Source organism: Gammaproteobacteria bacterium (ex Lamellibrachia satsuma), assembly GCA_019623805.1.
Taxonomy (GTDB): domain Bacteria; phylum Pseudomonadota; class Gammaproteobacteria; order Chromatiales; family Chromatiaceae; genus QGON01.
The window spans coordinates 411,189-424,476 of record CP053680.1; the positions used below are offsets into that span (position 1 = coordinate 411,189).

The window sequence follows — 13,288 nt, forward strand, 5'->3', positions numbered from 1 at the left end:
TCGAATATGGAACTGGTCTGCCCTGCCGGCAACCTGCCTTCACTCAAAGCTGCCGTGAACAACGGCGCCGACGCAGTCTATATCGGCCTGCGGGACGATACCAATGCCCGACATTTCCCGGGCCTGAACTTCAACGAGAAGCGGGCTACCGACGGTATCGTCTATGCGCGTCGCAAAGGCGTTCGTGTCTTTTTGGCAATCAACACCTATCCACGCCCGGATGGCTGGGAACGCTGGCAAGCCGCGGTAGACACCGCCGCCAGTCTCGGTGTGGATGCGCTGATCTGCGCGGATATAGGTGTTCTCGACTACGCCAGTAACCGCTGGCCCGATCTCAACCTGCACCTATCGGTTCAGGCTTCAAGTACAAATTACGAGGCACTGCGTTTCTATCAGGAGAACTTCGGCATCAAACGCGCCGTGCTGCCTCGGGTGCTCTCCCTCAGCCAGGTGAAAAACGTGGTGGAGAACAGTCCTGTCGGCATCGAGATTTTCGGTTTTGGCAGCCTCTGCGTGATGGTAGAAGGTCGCTGCATTCTCTCATCCTATGTCACCGGAGAATCCCCCAACACCTGCGGGGCCTGCTCTCCAGCAAAATTCGTCACCTACAAAGAGACCCCTCAGGGCATGGAGTCCCGCCTGGGCGATGTCCTGACCGATCGTTATGGTAAAAACGAGCAGGCAGGCTACCCGACCATCTGTAAGGGGCGTTTTGATGTTGGCGAGAATACTTTCTACGCTATCGAGGAACCCACCTCTCTCAATACGCTGGAGCTGCTACCAGAACTGCAAGCGGCCGGCATAGAGGCAATCAAGATCGAAGGACGGCAGCGCAGTCCTGCCTATGTGGCGCAGGTCACGCGAGTCTGGCGTCAGGCAATCGATGCCTGTAAGCAGAATCCTGACAGATTCTCCGCCCGGGCCGAATGGAATCGTGAATTGGGCAAGGTGTCGGAAGGCGCCACCACCACCCTCGGCCCCTACTATCGTCCCTGGCAGTAAAAACTATGAGCAGCAACCCACGACTCTCCCTCGGTCCCAATCTCTTTTACTGGTCCCGTGACGATATCTTCAACTTCTATGCTGAAGTGGCGGAGATGCCGGTGGACATCGTCTATCTCGGTGAAACAGTCTGTTCAAAGCGCCGCAGCCTGCGCACCGAAGACTGGTTTGATCTGGCTGATCAGCTGAACAGTGCAGGAAAAGAGGTGGTGCTTTCCACCCTGTCCCTGCTGGAGGCGGAGTCTGAGATGCTGACCCTGCGCCGTCTCTGCGAAAATGACCGGTTTATGGTCGAGGCCAACGACATGGGAGCGGTACAGCTGCTCATCAAGCAGGGCGTTCCCTTTGTCACCGGACCGACAGTCAATATCTACAATCCGGCTACCCTGCAGGTATTGGCAAACAAAGGCCTGAAGCGATGGGTAATGCCGATTGAACTCTCCAAGGAGACGCTCGCGGAGATGCAGGCCGAACGACCCGAGGGGGTGGAAACTGAAATCTTTGCCTTTGGACGGATGCCGCTGACGCTTTCAGCTCGCTGTTTTACCGCTCGCTCACATAATCTCCCAAAGGATGACTGCCAGTACAAATGCCTGGATTACCCCGACGGTCGTCTCCTCTCCACCCAGGAGAAAAAGCCGTTCCTCGCCCTGAACGGCATCCAGACCGTCTCCTCCCTCACCTGCAACCTGTTGCCGGAAACTGCGGAGATGAAACGGCTTGACGTGGACGTCCTGCGAATCAGCCCGCAATCTCAACATACCGGACGCATCGTCGAGGCATTCTACCAAGCATTGCAGGACGAAACACCACCCCCGCTCGACCGCTATGTTCCCCTGGGAACCTGCGACGGGTACTGGCATGGAGGCGCGGGGATGGAGAGATTAAAAGGATAAAGGTGACTGTACCACCGGATAGGCCAAACTCTGTCGTTCTTGTCGGGGCCGGGGTAATATTACTTGTTTTTCAAAAACTTACTGTGGAAACCTTTAGCCTTCTTTGTAAACCATGACATCCTCGCAACCCATCGGTATCTTCGACTCAGGCGTCGGCGGCCTCTCTGTGCTCAGCCATATCCACGAACTGATGCCGACGGAAGATCTGCTCTATGTCGCGGACAGCGAGCATCTCCCATACGGCTCAAAAACCAGCGAATACGTAGTGCAACGGGCAATTGCCATCACCCGTTTTCTGGTAGAGCAGCAGGGAGCAAAGGCGATCGTCATCGCCTGCAACACAGCAACCGCTGCCGCAGTCTCTCTCCTGAGGAGCGAATTCCCCATCCCAATCATCGGTATGGAACCGGGGGTAAAACCCGGTATCAAAGAGAGCCGAAGCGGTGTGGTAGCAATTCTGGCTACAGAGGGCACTCTGGGCAGCGAAAAATTCCAGTCGTTACTGGAACAACACGGAAATGGGGCAGAAGTTATCGTCCAGCCCTGCAACGGCTGGGTGGAACAGGTCGAGCACGGGGAGCACGATAGCCCCGAAACCCGGCAGATGGTGGCAAACCAGATCGAACCGCTACTCAAGCGGGGAGCCGACACCCTGGTTCTGGGCTGCACCCATTACCCCTTCCTCAGAGAGACTATCGGAACTTATGCCGGCAAAGAGACCCAGGTCATAGATACGGGACTGGCCGTTGCCCAGGAACTCAGGCGACGTCTCCGGTCAAAAAACCTGCTTGGAATGGCGAAAACCGGAGGCAACACACAATTTTGGACCAGCGGCCCACCGGAACAAACCGGAAGATTGATCTCCCGACTCTGGGGTGATCCCAACCGGGTCAATCCACTACCCGTTTGATTCTACATAGGGTGCGCCATGCGCACCATTAAACCTACGCACCTAGCAAGACGGGAAGACCGTCAGGCCAACCTTTCATAGAATGAGAGACATTGGTCCATCATCGGCCGAAATGCCTGTGGAACAGGAAGCGCATCCAGATCCACGGCGGCCAGCATATTCTTCAGATGCACCCCGAGGTCGGTGTCTCCTTCCATCAACAGATGCCGCTGAAAAAAGAGCGTGTCAGGGTCCTCACGACCGGTAATCAGCAGCATATAGTCGTAAACAGTCCCACTGATAGTGAGATTGGCAGGCTCACCTCCGTTCACACCAGCGATGAGGCCGTCCTGAAGAGAGAGGGCATAACTCAGCCTCGCATCGGTCACCTGGATTCGTACAGTCCGGTCTTCCAGGAAGTCCAATTCACCCTCTGCGCGTTCAGTGGCAAAGAGATAATTCAGCATCTTGCCCAAAACCAGGCTGTGCGCACGCTCAGGTACCAGACGAAGCGGTAAGGAGAGAGGTCTTGGCAGACGCGGGCGTTTCGCTATAGTTTGCGTCATGAGTAGTGCTCATTCAATGTGATAATTACGCTTTCCTACAAACTGAAGGTGTGGAGATGTCAATCATTCAGATCATACCAATAGTCAGTGCAATCTGCGAGAATCGCTTTTTATGAACATAGCAGCGGAAAATCCATTCGATCTGGATCAGGAGAGCACTTACAAGGCCTGGCGGGAGGCAAAACTCAAGGATTACCCTGAGTCCCTTGGGGATCTGGTAGTGGAGATAAAGGATCCACGAAACCTGAGCGAATCTGAATATCAGGAGATCCACCGTCTCTGCCGCAAGGCTAATATGGCCATCTGGGCCGGCCTCTCCGGGCACGACTCTGACAAGAATATAATTCGTGACTTGGGCCGCCGTTTCGGATTGGAGCACCTGGACCACAATATGTGCGCGGATGAAGACGCAATCACCTCGCTTACTGTTCAGTCTGATGCACTGCACCAGGGATATATCCCCTACACTACCCGCCCAATCGCCTGGCACACTGATGGATACTACAATCAGCTGGATCATCAGATCCACGGCCTGCTGCTGCACTGTGTCAATCCAGCAGAGGAAGGTGGTGAAAATGATCTGCTGGATCACGAAATCGTCTATCTGCTGGTCCGTGATAAGAATCCCGACTTCATTCGCGCCCTGATGCATCCCAAGGCGATGACGATTCCAGCCAATATTGCAGAAGGGAAAGAGTTGCGCCCAGCCCGCAGCGGCCCGGTTTTCGCAGTCTACCCGGATGGCCACCTGCACATGCGCTACACAGACCGTACCCGCAGTATCGAATGGGGAGAGATTCCCTTGCTGGATGAAGCCGTGGATTTTCTCAAACAGACCCTTAGAACCAGCACAGCTTGGCACTACCGGGGAAAACTACAAGCAGGTCAGGGACTTGTCAGTAATAATGTACTGCACACCCGGAGTGGATTCGAGGATCATGGGCAACAGCGTCTACTCTACCGCGCCAGGTATTTTGACCGAATCAGGGAAACCTGAACAGAGGCAGGTTGAAGAGAACGACCAATCTGTGCCAACATCCGCCACCCCTGCAACACATATCCCGTACCGGGCAGAATCATGAGTAAAGAATCCCCCTATCCCGTTGAAATCAGTCTTCACAAAAAATCACGCCTGCTGGCATTACGTTTTTCCGACGGGGCAAACTTTGAACTGCCTTGTGAATATTTGCGGGTTTTTTCCACTGCGGCCGAGGTAAAAGCTGATCCGGCGCCAGTCACTGGAAAGGAAGATGTGAATATCGAGAAGATTGAACCCCAGGGTCAGTACGCCATTCGTCCGATCTTCGACGATGGGCACGACACGGGCATTTTCTCATGGGAGACTCTCTACGATCTGGGAAAGAATCATCTGCAGAATTGGCAAGACTACCTTGCTCGACTGAAAGCGGTTGGTTATGAGCGGAATACCGATCCATCTACCGAGCGCCGCATCAAAATCTTCTACTTCTCCTGGCTGGTCAACAAATTGGGCAAACAGACCGAAGAGATGATTCTCCCCCCCTCAATCACCAATATTGAGTCGCTTCTCAAACTATTGCGCGTGCGTAAATCTGAATATGCCGCCATATTCGAGGACAAACTGATCCGAACCACCGTCAATAAACAGTTTTCCGAGTCATTTACCCGGCTTGAAGATGGAGATGAAGTGGCGCTGATTCCCACTTCCCCGACACCACCGGCAACGCCAAACGCCTGATTCCACCTGCAGAATCACCAGAAAAAGTTTCACCAAAAAATAAGTTATTGGCTCTTCACTCCAATAGCAAGTTAGGGTAATATTCCCCCTCCCAAATTGCGGGTCGTTAGCTCAGTTGGTAGAGCATCTGACTTTTAATCAGGTGGTCGCAGGTTCGATCCCTGCACGACCCACCATATAGCAAGGGTTATCATCATGAATAACCTTTTCCCCTTGGCGATCTCGCTTCACCAGCCTTAGAGGGGTTCCGCCAAAATTCACTCAACATTTTTCAACTAATTCCGGATAAGTCTATCCAATCCCGGGTTCAGCCACCTCATAATATAATCGATCGAAGCATATCCAATGAAAAAAACAACCAAACCAATCGTTGTGGTACTTGTAATCAGCAACCTTGAGTATGGCGGCGCCCAGCGGCAGGTAGTAGAACTCGCAAACAACCTGGACCCATCAGAATTCGATGTCCATGTCTGTTCGTTATCTGACTATGTCCCACTTGGTGAGACTCTGCACTGCCATGAGGACAGACTACATATCATCCACAAAGAGTATAAGTTTGATATGAAAGTCGTCTGGAAACTTTACAAACTTCTCCGTCAAGTAAAAGCCGACATCGTTCAAAGCTACCTGTTTGACGCTGAAATTGCAGTGCGCTTGGCTGGAAAGCTTGCCGGAACCCCCGTCATCATCAGTTCTGAAAGAAACACTAACTATAGACTGAAGAAGATTCAGCTCACAGCTTATCGTCTGACAAAGAATCTGTTTGACGTATGCATTGCAAACTCAAATGCTGGCGCTGACTTCAACAGCAGAACACTCAATCAGCCTCGCAATAAATACCGGGTGGTGCACAACGGCGTCAACACAACCCGTTTCTCTCCACATGATAATTCTGCAACCAGAAATGAGTTAGGCATACCCAAAGAATCCTTCTGCGTTGGCATGTTTGGCAGTTTCAAAGAGCAGAAAAACCACCCACTCCTGTTTGCCGCTGCAACTCATGTCCTGCACAAACACCCGGATACCCGCTTCGTCTTTATTGGAGATCAGCTCTATGCGGGCATGCACGGCTCTTCAGACTATAAAACATCGATTGAAAAGCTGGTGGATGAACTTGGGATCCGCAAACAATGCCTTTTCCTTGGAAATAGAAATGATGTCGAGAAACTCTATAATGCCTGCGACATAACGGTCCTCCCCTCTCTGTTTGAAGGCACACCTAATGTCGCGATTGAATCAATGGCATGCGGTATACCCGTCATCGCAACTGACGTTTCAGACAACAGTTATGTGATTCCAGATGGAAAAGCTGGTTTCATCATCAACTTGGGTGATGATGAGACACTCGCAGAGCGTATCAATCGGTTTATTGAAGACAGGGAACTGTTGCAGCGGATGAAAGAAGATGCCAGGAATTGGATGCTGAAGGAGTTTTCGACCAAACGTCTGGCGGAAAAAACTGAATCCATATACAGAGACTGTCTCAATAGCTAGTGCTTGGTATTTGCAGTCCCAACGAGTTGTGAGTCAGACTTTTGTAGTCTGGCATAGGTTTCTCCTTCTCATTTCATGGCCAAAATTTGAAGGTCACCCAGACCTTGGTATCGGTCAAACCGATGCGAGCCCCCCCGGCATAGCCGGGGGTCTACCTAATGATTAATTACTATGCTTTAATTTCCCAGACAATCCCTTGGTCATTTCTTTACCTCAGTAAAGTCACATTATGTTTACCTTGGGGTGCACAAAACAGTTAGACCACCTCCAGAAACCATCTGCCAGATTTTGTATGGGTACTAAATCTTTGTGGCAGTCACATTGTATGGCGGTGGGGGGGGCTGGTTTGTATTCGCTACTCCATCAGTTTCATATGCTCCAATATCTATGGCGTTACCAATAGGCCTAGTCCTGCCCTCAATATCCGCCACAATGTCAACGCCATAAAGGTTTTTGTATCTAGAATACACAATAGACATATTTCCTTTATCTACCGCTTGTGAAGTGTCAGAAACTTTAAAATTATTATTCGCTTTATCTAGAAAGTCCAAAGAGGTATCTTGCAGACAGTATTGACAAACTAATTCGTTAGTCTTCAGACTGTCTAGGCTATTGTAGCGAGTACCATTCCAGTAAACATTTGCAGAATCGAACAGGTTATAATTCAAATCAGTGGAATCTGCAATTGAGCTAGTGCCTATGCGGATGTCATAGCCTCCTAGTGGCAGATTCCTTCCGGCAAATATATTATTTTCTACTAAATAATCGCTACCCGCAGTTAATTGAATGCCGGTGTCATAGTCATAGAGTGTATTATTGACCACACCACCTGACGAAGCGCCTCGAAAATGAATTGCAGCACCACTTGAATATCCTGAATCTGGATCCGGCGATGAACCATGAATATCATATATCACGTTTCCAATCATCCATGTTTCCGTGCTCTCGGTAGTTACAAGTCCTAGATCACTATTGTAGACTTCGTTATACAGCATCCAGATACGTTCAGGTCCATAGTGAATAACCACTGCTGCGCCAGCAGACGAAGAGCTTGCAGTAAAGTTATACATCTTATTCTGAGATAGAACCACATCATTGATTTCTTTGATGTCAATGGCATTTTCTCGATTGTCGGAAAAGTCATTCCTTCCTACAAAAATATGATGAGACGTAAAATTAACTGCATGCCCCATACCAATCGAGTCGCCTGAACAACGCGTACTCCTATTATCTAATATCCAAGCATATGAAACGTTATGGAGGATACCAAAACTATTGGAATCATCTTCATCAGCAGAATCTCGCGCACCGATGTCATGGCTATAATTTCTATAGAAAACAACATCAGTGACTGGTGATGATGCATAGGGAGAACTTGCTGAAATTGATTGGTTGCCTCTCAGGATTCCCATGCCATCTACTTCTAAATCACGTATTGATATATGGTGATTAGGTGTATTCTCACTTAATGGCCTAATTGATACGGCATCAAATGGTGATTGCACTTTTATGCCTTCTATAATCATATAGGAGGCGTTACGTATATGAATAAACCGCTGAAATACAGGTAGTTGTTCTGCCTGCAACCCAGAAATTATTATTGGCCTATCGACAGTGCCGTGACCATCAAAATAAAACCTGCCTGGTCCATTTTGAAGATAGGGTCCACCATGAATCTGAACGACGTCGCCGGCCTGAAATTGTTGGGGTATTGACATTCTAGGTAGTTCAGGAGAACCAAACGGATTATCGCTATCTGTAGCGTTAGGATGGGCATTATCGATAAAATGTGTATAATAATCAGGTGACCCATAAACACTTTCAATTGTTTGATCAATGCCAAACGAAGGGTTAGGAATGCCTATTGGTGGTTCATATGCATATGCAGTCCCAATTAAAAGAAATGCCACAAAGAGCATTGCTTTGGAAAATAAAGTATTCATCTAGGTACCTCTAAGTAATCTTACTGCTTCAATATGTGATATGTATCTTGTACAAACCTGTCGAGATTAAGTATTCATCCGTATACATTCTATAGTCGGCAACTCAAACAAAATATTTAGTGCCACTATCCACGTTTATAGTGAATTAAATTCCACAGAGACAAGATTCAATATATCCTGTTACCTGTAAAATAGCAGATATTGTCAACAATTGATCGTTCAACAGTTCACACTTTACAACAACCATTCAACGTATTTGCCAATGCTCAGGCTCTGTGCGTATTGCGGGGATGTTGGTTGTGCGTTCGCCGGTTCAGTAGAGCCAGGACGTTAACCACCGTGTAGAGTGCCGCAGCATCAGTAGAATTGAGAATGTAAGTAATGGCCCGCAGAAGGCCTCAACAGCAGGGTCAAGATGATCAAGGTTCACAGCAGAGGCCTCCGTAACAAGGAGCGATTTGCCAATGCAATATACTTCCACCTTGGTGGCTTAAGCCTTTACCCGGAAGGAGTGGTTAGGCGAACCTTACCCCACTCGATCAGGAGTTATAACTGAATCTGGTGTTTGACTGATTTGAAAAAAGGCGGCGTATCTGGTTGATTTGTAGTTGCGACACGACAAACAACCTGAGGAGATACGCCACCATGAAGAAGAATACCGTTGTTGGCCTGGCAGGTCGAGATACGATTGCTGACCCGCTGACAGAGATGCTCAAGGCAGGGGCACGACAGTTGATCCAGCAGGCAGTCGAGGTTGAACTGCAAGAGATGCTTGAAGACTACTCAGGACGACGCACAGAGGATGGCAGGGCCGGTGTCGTGCGCAACGGCTACCTGCCTGAGCGAGAACTGCAGACAGGCATGGGGCCTGTAACAGTCCGGATACCCAAGGTTCGCGCCAAGACGGGCAAGCCGCTGACCTTCCGCTCTTCACTGGTACCTCCCTATGTGCGGAAAACGAAGTCACTGGAGGCAGCGATTCCCTGGTTGTATCTGAAAGGAGTATCCAGTGGTGAGATGGGAGAGGCCCTGAAGGTTCTGGTGGGGCCAGAAGCACAGGGGCTGTCAGCGAGCACTGTGTCACGGTTGAAGCAAGTCTGGGCTCAGGAGTATCGGGCCTGGTGCGATGAGCGGTTGGATAAGGATGCTTGGGTGTATGTCTGGGCAGATGGCGTTTACAGTGGATTAAGATCGGAACAGACCAAGCTGTGTTCGCTGGTGGTGATCGGCGTGAATGAGCGCGGCGAGAAGCGTTTCCTGGCGATTGAGGACGGTGTACGCGAATCAACACAGAGCTGGCGTGAAGTATTGCTGAAATTGAAATCACGGGGAATGAATGTGCCGGAGTTAGCGATTGGTGATGGTGCCATGGGGTTTTGGGCGGCACTCGAAGAGGTCTACAGTGAGACACGCCAACAACGCTGCTGGATGCACAAGACCATGAACGTGCTAAATTGTCTGCCAAAATCAGCTCAGGCGAAGGCAAAACAGGCACTGCATGCGATTTGGCAGGCGGAGACCAAAGCAGATGCCGAGAAAGCCTTTGATCTGTTCCTCAAGACCTATGAGCCAAAATATCCGAAGGCCGCAATCTGTTTGCAAAAAGATCGCGATGAACTGATGGCATTCTATGATTTCCCTGCACAGCACTGGCAGAGCATACGGACCAGCAATCCGATTGAATCAACGTTCGGCACGATCCGTCACCGGACCAAGCGTTCAAAGGGTTGCCTGTCTCGGGACGGCATGCTGCATATGATGTTCAAACTTGGACAGTGTGCCGAGAAGAGATGGAGGCGCCTACGTGGTTTCGATTACCTGGCGAAGGTGATAACCGGAATAAAATTTAAAGATGGTGTCGAAGTGACAGAAATCGGCCAGGCTGCCGCTTGATTCAGGTTGGCAAACACCACTTTTGACAATAACTCCTCGATCAGGGGAAGAGCCGTTAAAACAGGGTATAAATAAAAGGCGCGACGGCGGAACCCTGGGATAGCACTACCAGAGCGCCAAGCAGCAGCATGATGATGATGATGGGCGCAAGCCAGAACTTCTTGCGTTCCTTCATAAAACCGAAGAGGTCTTTGATAAGGTCGATCATTAGTAGGGGTTCTCCAAGCTCTTTTTGTCGGGCGTGTGACTGTCGATCCGGTAGGATTTGGCATCCGCATCGTACTTGCGCCGCATGGGGTCATTGAACAGCCGCATGACCAGGCCTGCCGGGAAGAAAACCAGGAAAAAAACCAGTCCGAGAATCAGTGGAGTGGTGATCTTGCTCATCATCAGACCGAACTTCATCCACACCTTGTAGACGGGGCCTAGCGAGTTCGGAGCTACCAGCGCCCAGACGGCCAATAAGCCAGCCAGAACCCAGGGCCAAAGCGGGATATTAAAATCCAGCAGCCAGGGGAAGAAGAGCCCAAAAATAACCGCGATGATGCCGCCCGTTACCAGGCCGAATTCCCGCAGTCCTTTTTTGTCGAGTTCAGGTATTGTGTGTTCCATTGTTACAGATCAATCCAGTTCGAATTCGTCTTTCCAGGAGTCGTCTTTTTCCCACTTGGGCTGTTCCGACTTGGCCATCAAGTGATTTTCAATCACCAGATAGTCCATTTCGGTGCGCATAAAACAGCGGTATGCATCCTCCGGTGTGCAGACGATGGGTTCGCCACGGACATTGAACGATGTGTTGATGACTATCGGGCAATCGGTCTTCGACTCGAAGCTCTTGATCAGGTCGTAATAGCGCGGATTGGTCTCCGGATGCACGGTCTGCAGGCGTGCGGAATAATCCACATGGGTAATGGAGGGGATCTCAGAGCGCGGCACGTTGAGTTTTTTAATACCGAACAGCTGCTGCTGTTCCTCGCTCATCGGGATGCGCTTATCCTCGTGCACCGGTGCCACGATCAACATATAGGGACTGACGTGTTTGTCGCTGTCGAACTCAAAAAACTCCGAGACGCGGTCGTGGGCCACCGAAGGAGCAAAAGGTCGGAATGACTCCCGATATTTAATCTTGAGATTCATCACCGACTGCATCTTCTTGCTGCGGGGGTCTCCTATGATAGAGCGGCCGCCGAGGGCGCGGGGGCCGAACTCCATGCGACCCTGCATCCAGCCGACCACATTTTCGCTGTCCAGTATCCCGGCCAGTTTTGGCATCAGCTCGCTGTCATCCAGACGTTCATACTTGGCGCCCACTGAATCAAGATAGGCGGCAATCTCATCATCTGCGTAACGGGGACCCAGATAGGAGCCCTGCATGCTGTCATGCTTATCGACCGTGCGCTCGTTGCCCAGATACTCGTGCCAGACAGACATGGCGGCACCCAAGGCACCGCCGGCATCGCCAGCTGCCGGTTGGATCCAGATATCCTTGAACGGACCCTCTCGCAGCAGACGGCCATTGGAGACGCAGTTGAGAGCCACGCCGCCCGCCAGACAGAGGTAATCGGTTTGCAACTCTTTGTGCGCTGTCTTGGCGAGTTTGAGCACGATCTCCTCGGTGACCACCTGGATGGAACGGGCGATATCCATCTCGCGCTGGGTCACCGGGGTCTCCGGGGTGCGCGGAGGCCCGCCAAACAGCTTGTCCATGTTTTCGTTGGTCATGGTCAGGCCGTTGGCATAGTTGAAATACTTCATGTCCATGCGGAAGGTGCCGTCTTCCTTCACATCGAGCAAGTTGTCGAGGATCAGGTCGACATAGACGGGCTCACCGTAGGGGGCCAGTCCCATCAGCTTATATTCGCCGGAGTTAACCCTGAAGCCGGTGAAATAGGTGAAGGCGGAGTAGAGCAGACCGAGAGAGTGAGGGAAATCGATCTCCCACTGAGGCGTAAGTTTCTTGCCGTCACCGAGCCAGACCGTTGAAGTGGCCCATTCGCCGACGCCATCCAGACACATGACAGCGGCCTTTTCGAAAGGGCTGGGATAAAAAGCGGAAGCGGCGTGGGACTGGTGGTGCTGGGTGAACAGCAGACTGGGGATCTCAGTGGGCTTGCACTCCCCAATCTTCGCTAGCTCCTTCTTGAGAAGATCCTTGAGAAAGAGTTTTTCTCGCAGCCAGACGGGCATAGCCGCGGCGAAAGAGCTAAAACCGCTGGGGGCGTATGCGAGATAGGTCTCGAGCAGACGCTCGAACTTAATCAGAGGTTTGTCGTAGAAGACCACGTGATCGACATCGTCGAGGGAGAGGCCCGCATGGTCAAGACAGAAGCGAACCGCATGCTGCGGGAAACGCTCGTCATGCTTCTTGCGCGAGAAACGCTCTTCCTGGGCGGCTGCGACGATTTTACCGTCTTGGAGTAGGGCCGCTGCACTGTCGTGATAAAAGGCAGAAATACCAAGTATCATCATCCTCGAAATAATCCTTCCTGAGAGATATATTAAAGGTAAAGCTTTTTTGCTTCATGGATAAAATGTCTGATACGGCAGCCCACCCTACGATAATATTACTATCATGCACAGGCCGTAAGCCGACGATCACAGGCATTAAGATTCTACCTACGCCATTTTGGAGTGGGAGAGTACCCTTACAAGCGACTTCAGTCAACACCACTTGCCCAGAATTGCGGGGCATAGCACTTATCAATAGGACTCTTCCCCATGATCGAGTGGGAAATGGCGTACAAACCCATGAGACCACTTCATACTGTTCAGCCAACTCACCAGAGTTTATCACCCTTCAAGACTGCCACAGCCACCTTGGCTTTGAAGTTTGGCGTCTCGCAGTAGGAACGTCAGTTACCCTGCCCTCCCACGCGAGAGGCGCCGTT

General features: G+C 50.8%; 12 protein-coding genes and 1 tRNA gene. 8 read left to right on the plus strand and 5 right to left on the minus strand.

Annotated features, from left to right (window positions below):
• Positions 1 to 6: 6 nt before the first annotated feature.
• From HPY30_01860 to HPY30_01870, 3 genes are all read left to right on the plus strand, one after another.
• A complete protein-coding gene (locus HPY30_01860; protein ID QYZ64846.1) occupies positions 7 to 1,002 on the plus strand; it encodes a U32 family peptidase in 996 nt (331 codons plus the stop codon).
• A gap of 5 nt (positions 1,003 to 1,007) precedes the next feature.
• On the plus strand, positions 1,008 to 1,898 hold the full coding sequence (locus tag HPY30_01865; GenBank protein ID QYZ64847.1) for a U32 family peptidase: 891 nt from the start codon (positions 1,008 to 1,010) through the stop codon (positions 1,896 to 1,898).
• Positions 1,899 to 2,010: 112 nt separating this feature from the next.
• On the plus strand, positions 2,011 to 2,808 hold the full coding sequence (locus HPY30_01870; protein ID QYZ64848.1) for a glutamate racemase: 798 nt from the start codon (positions 2,011 to 2,013) through the stop codon (positions 2,806 to 2,808).
• Positions 2,809 to 2,870: 62 nt separating this feature from the next.
• On the opposite strand, the gene HPY30_01875 is transcribed toward HPY30_01870, so the two are convergent.
• The gene (locus HPY30_01875) at positions 2,871 to 3,353 is read right to left on the minus strand and encodes a sterol-binding protein (GenBank protein ID QYZ64849.1); all 483 of its coding nucleotides are present in this window, start codon (positions 3,351 to 3,353) and stop codon (positions 2,871 to 2,873) included.
• 112 nt (positions 3,354 to 3,465) lie between these two features.
• Here HPY30_01875 and HPY30_01880 point away from each other — a divergent pair, with 112 nt between their 5' ends.
• The 4 genes from HPY30_01880 (at position 3,466) to HPY30_01895 (ending at position 6,564) form a co-directional block, all read left to right on the plus strand.
• Positions 3,466 to 4,350 (plus strand): taurine catabolism dioxygenase TauD, encoded by an 885-nt coding sequence (locus HPY30_01880; protein ID QYZ64850.1) that lies wholly within the window; start codon positions 3,466 to 3,468, stop codon positions 4,348 to 4,350.
• A gap of 81 nt (positions 4,351 to 4,431) precedes the next feature.
• Positions 4,432 to 5,070, plus strand: a complete 639-nt coding sequence (locus HPY30_01885) for a DUF971 domain-containing protein (GenBank protein QYZ64851.1) — start codon at positions 4,432 to 4,434, stop codon at positions 5,068 to 5,070.
• Between the two features lie 100 nt (positions 5,071 to 5,170).
• Positions 5,171 to 5,246: transfer RNA gene (locus HPY30_01890), tRNA-Lys, on the plus strand.
• Between the two features lie 169 nt (positions 5,247 to 5,415).
• Complete coding sequence (locus HPY30_01895) at positions 5,416 to 6,564, plus strand: glycosyltransferase (protein QYZ64852.1); 1,149 nt, start codon at positions 5,416 to 5,418, stop codon at positions 6,562 to 6,564.
• A 299-nt stretch (positions 6,565 to 6,863) separates the two neighbouring features.
• Here HPY30_01895 and HPY30_01900 read toward each other — a convergent pair whose 3' ends face one another.
• Positions 6,864 to 8,507: a hypothetical protein gene (locus HPY30_01900; protein QYZ64853.1), complete on the minus strand. Its 1,644-nt coding sequence runs from the start codon at positions 8,505 to 8,507 to the stop codon at positions 6,864 to 6,866.
• A gap of 645 nt (positions 8,508 to 9,152) precedes the next feature.
• Between HPY30_01900 and HPY30_01905 the strand changes: the two genes are divergently transcribed.
• Positions 9,153 to 10,400, plus strand: a complete 1,248-nt coding sequence (locus HPY30_01905; GenBank protein QYZ64854.1) for an IS256 family transposase — start codon at positions 9,153 to 9,155, stop codon at positions 10,398 to 10,400.
• A 55-nt stretch (positions 10,401 to 10,455) separates the two neighbouring features.
• Here HPY30_01905 and HPY30_01910 read toward each other — a convergent pair whose 3' ends face one another.
• Genes HPY30_01910 through HPY30_01920 form a run of 3 tightly spaced genes read right to left on the minus strand, consistent with a single transcriptional unit; the run spans position 10,456 to position 12,869 of the window.
• Positions 10,456 to 10,608 (minus strand): hypothetical protein, encoded by a 153-nt coding sequence (locus HPY30_01910; protein ID QYZ64855.1) that lies wholly within the window; start codon positions 10,606 to 10,608, stop codon positions 10,456 to 10,458.
• Positions 10,608 to 11,012 (minus strand): sxtJ, encoded by a 405-nt coding sequence (locus HPY30_01915; protein ID QYZ64856.1) that lies wholly within the window; start codon positions 11,010 to 11,012, stop codon positions 10,608 to 10,610. The genes HPY30_01910 and HPY30_01915 overlap by 1 nt, the downstream gene beginning before the upstream one ends.
• Positions 11,013 to 11,021: 9 nt before the next feature.
• Positions 11,022 to 12,869 carry a carbamoyltransferase gene (locus HPY30_01920; protein ID QYZ64857.1) on the minus strand — a complete coding sequence of 616 codons (1,848 nt, stop codon included), beginning with the start codon at positions 12,867 to 12,869 and terminating at the stop codon, positions 11,022 to 11,024.
• Between the last annotated feature and the right edge of the window lie 419 nt (positions 12,870 to 13,288).

Bases quoted from the DNA above. Each gene is read 5' to 3' on its own strand.
- HPY30_01860 (QYZ64846.1), top strand. From the start codon at position 7: ATGGAACTGGTCTGCCCTGCCGGCAACCTGCCTTCACTCAAAGCTGCC.
- HPY30_01865 (QYZ64847.1), top strand. From the start codon at position 1,008: ATGAGCAGCAACCCACGACTCTCCCTCGGTCCCAATCTCTTTTACTGG.
- HPY30_01870 (QYZ64848.1), top strand. From the start codon at position 2,011: ATGACATCCTCGCAACCCATCGGTATCTTCGACTCAGGCGTCGGCGGC.
- HPY30_01875 (QYZ64849.1), bottom strand. From the start codon at position 3,353: ATGACGCAAACTATAGCGAAACGCCCGCGTCTGCCAAGACCTCTCTCC.
- HPY30_01880 (QYZ64850.1), top strand. From the start codon at position 3,466: ATGAACATAGCAGCGGAAAATCCATTCGATCTGGATCAGGAGAGCACT.
- HPY30_01885 (QYZ64851.1), top strand. From the start codon at position 4,432: ATGAGTAAAGAATCCCCCTATCCCGTTGAAATCAGTCTTCACAAAAAA.
- HPY30_01895 (QYZ64852.1), top strand. From the start codon at position 5,416: ATGAAAAAAACAACCAAACCAATCGTTGTGGTACTTGTAATCAGCAAC.
- HPY30_01900 (QYZ64853.1), bottom strand. From the start codon at position 8,507: ATGAATACTTTATTTTCCAAAGCAATGCTCTTTGTGGCATTTCTTTTA.
- HPY30_01905 (QYZ64854.1), top strand. From the start codon at position 9,153: ATGAAGAAGAATACCGTTGTTGGCCTGGCAGGTCGAGATACGATTGCT.
- HPY30_01910 (QYZ64855.1), bottom strand. From the start codon at position 10,608: ATGATCGACCTTATCAAAGACCTCTTCGGTTTTATGAAGGAACGCAAG.
- HPY30_01915 (QYZ64856.1), bottom strand. From the start codon at position 11,012: ATGGAACACACAATACCTGAACTCGACAAAAAAGGACTGCGGGAATTC.
- HPY30_01920 (QYZ64857.1), bottom strand. From the start codon at position 12,869: ATGATGATACTTGGTATTTCTGCCTTTTATCACGACAGTGCAGCGGCC.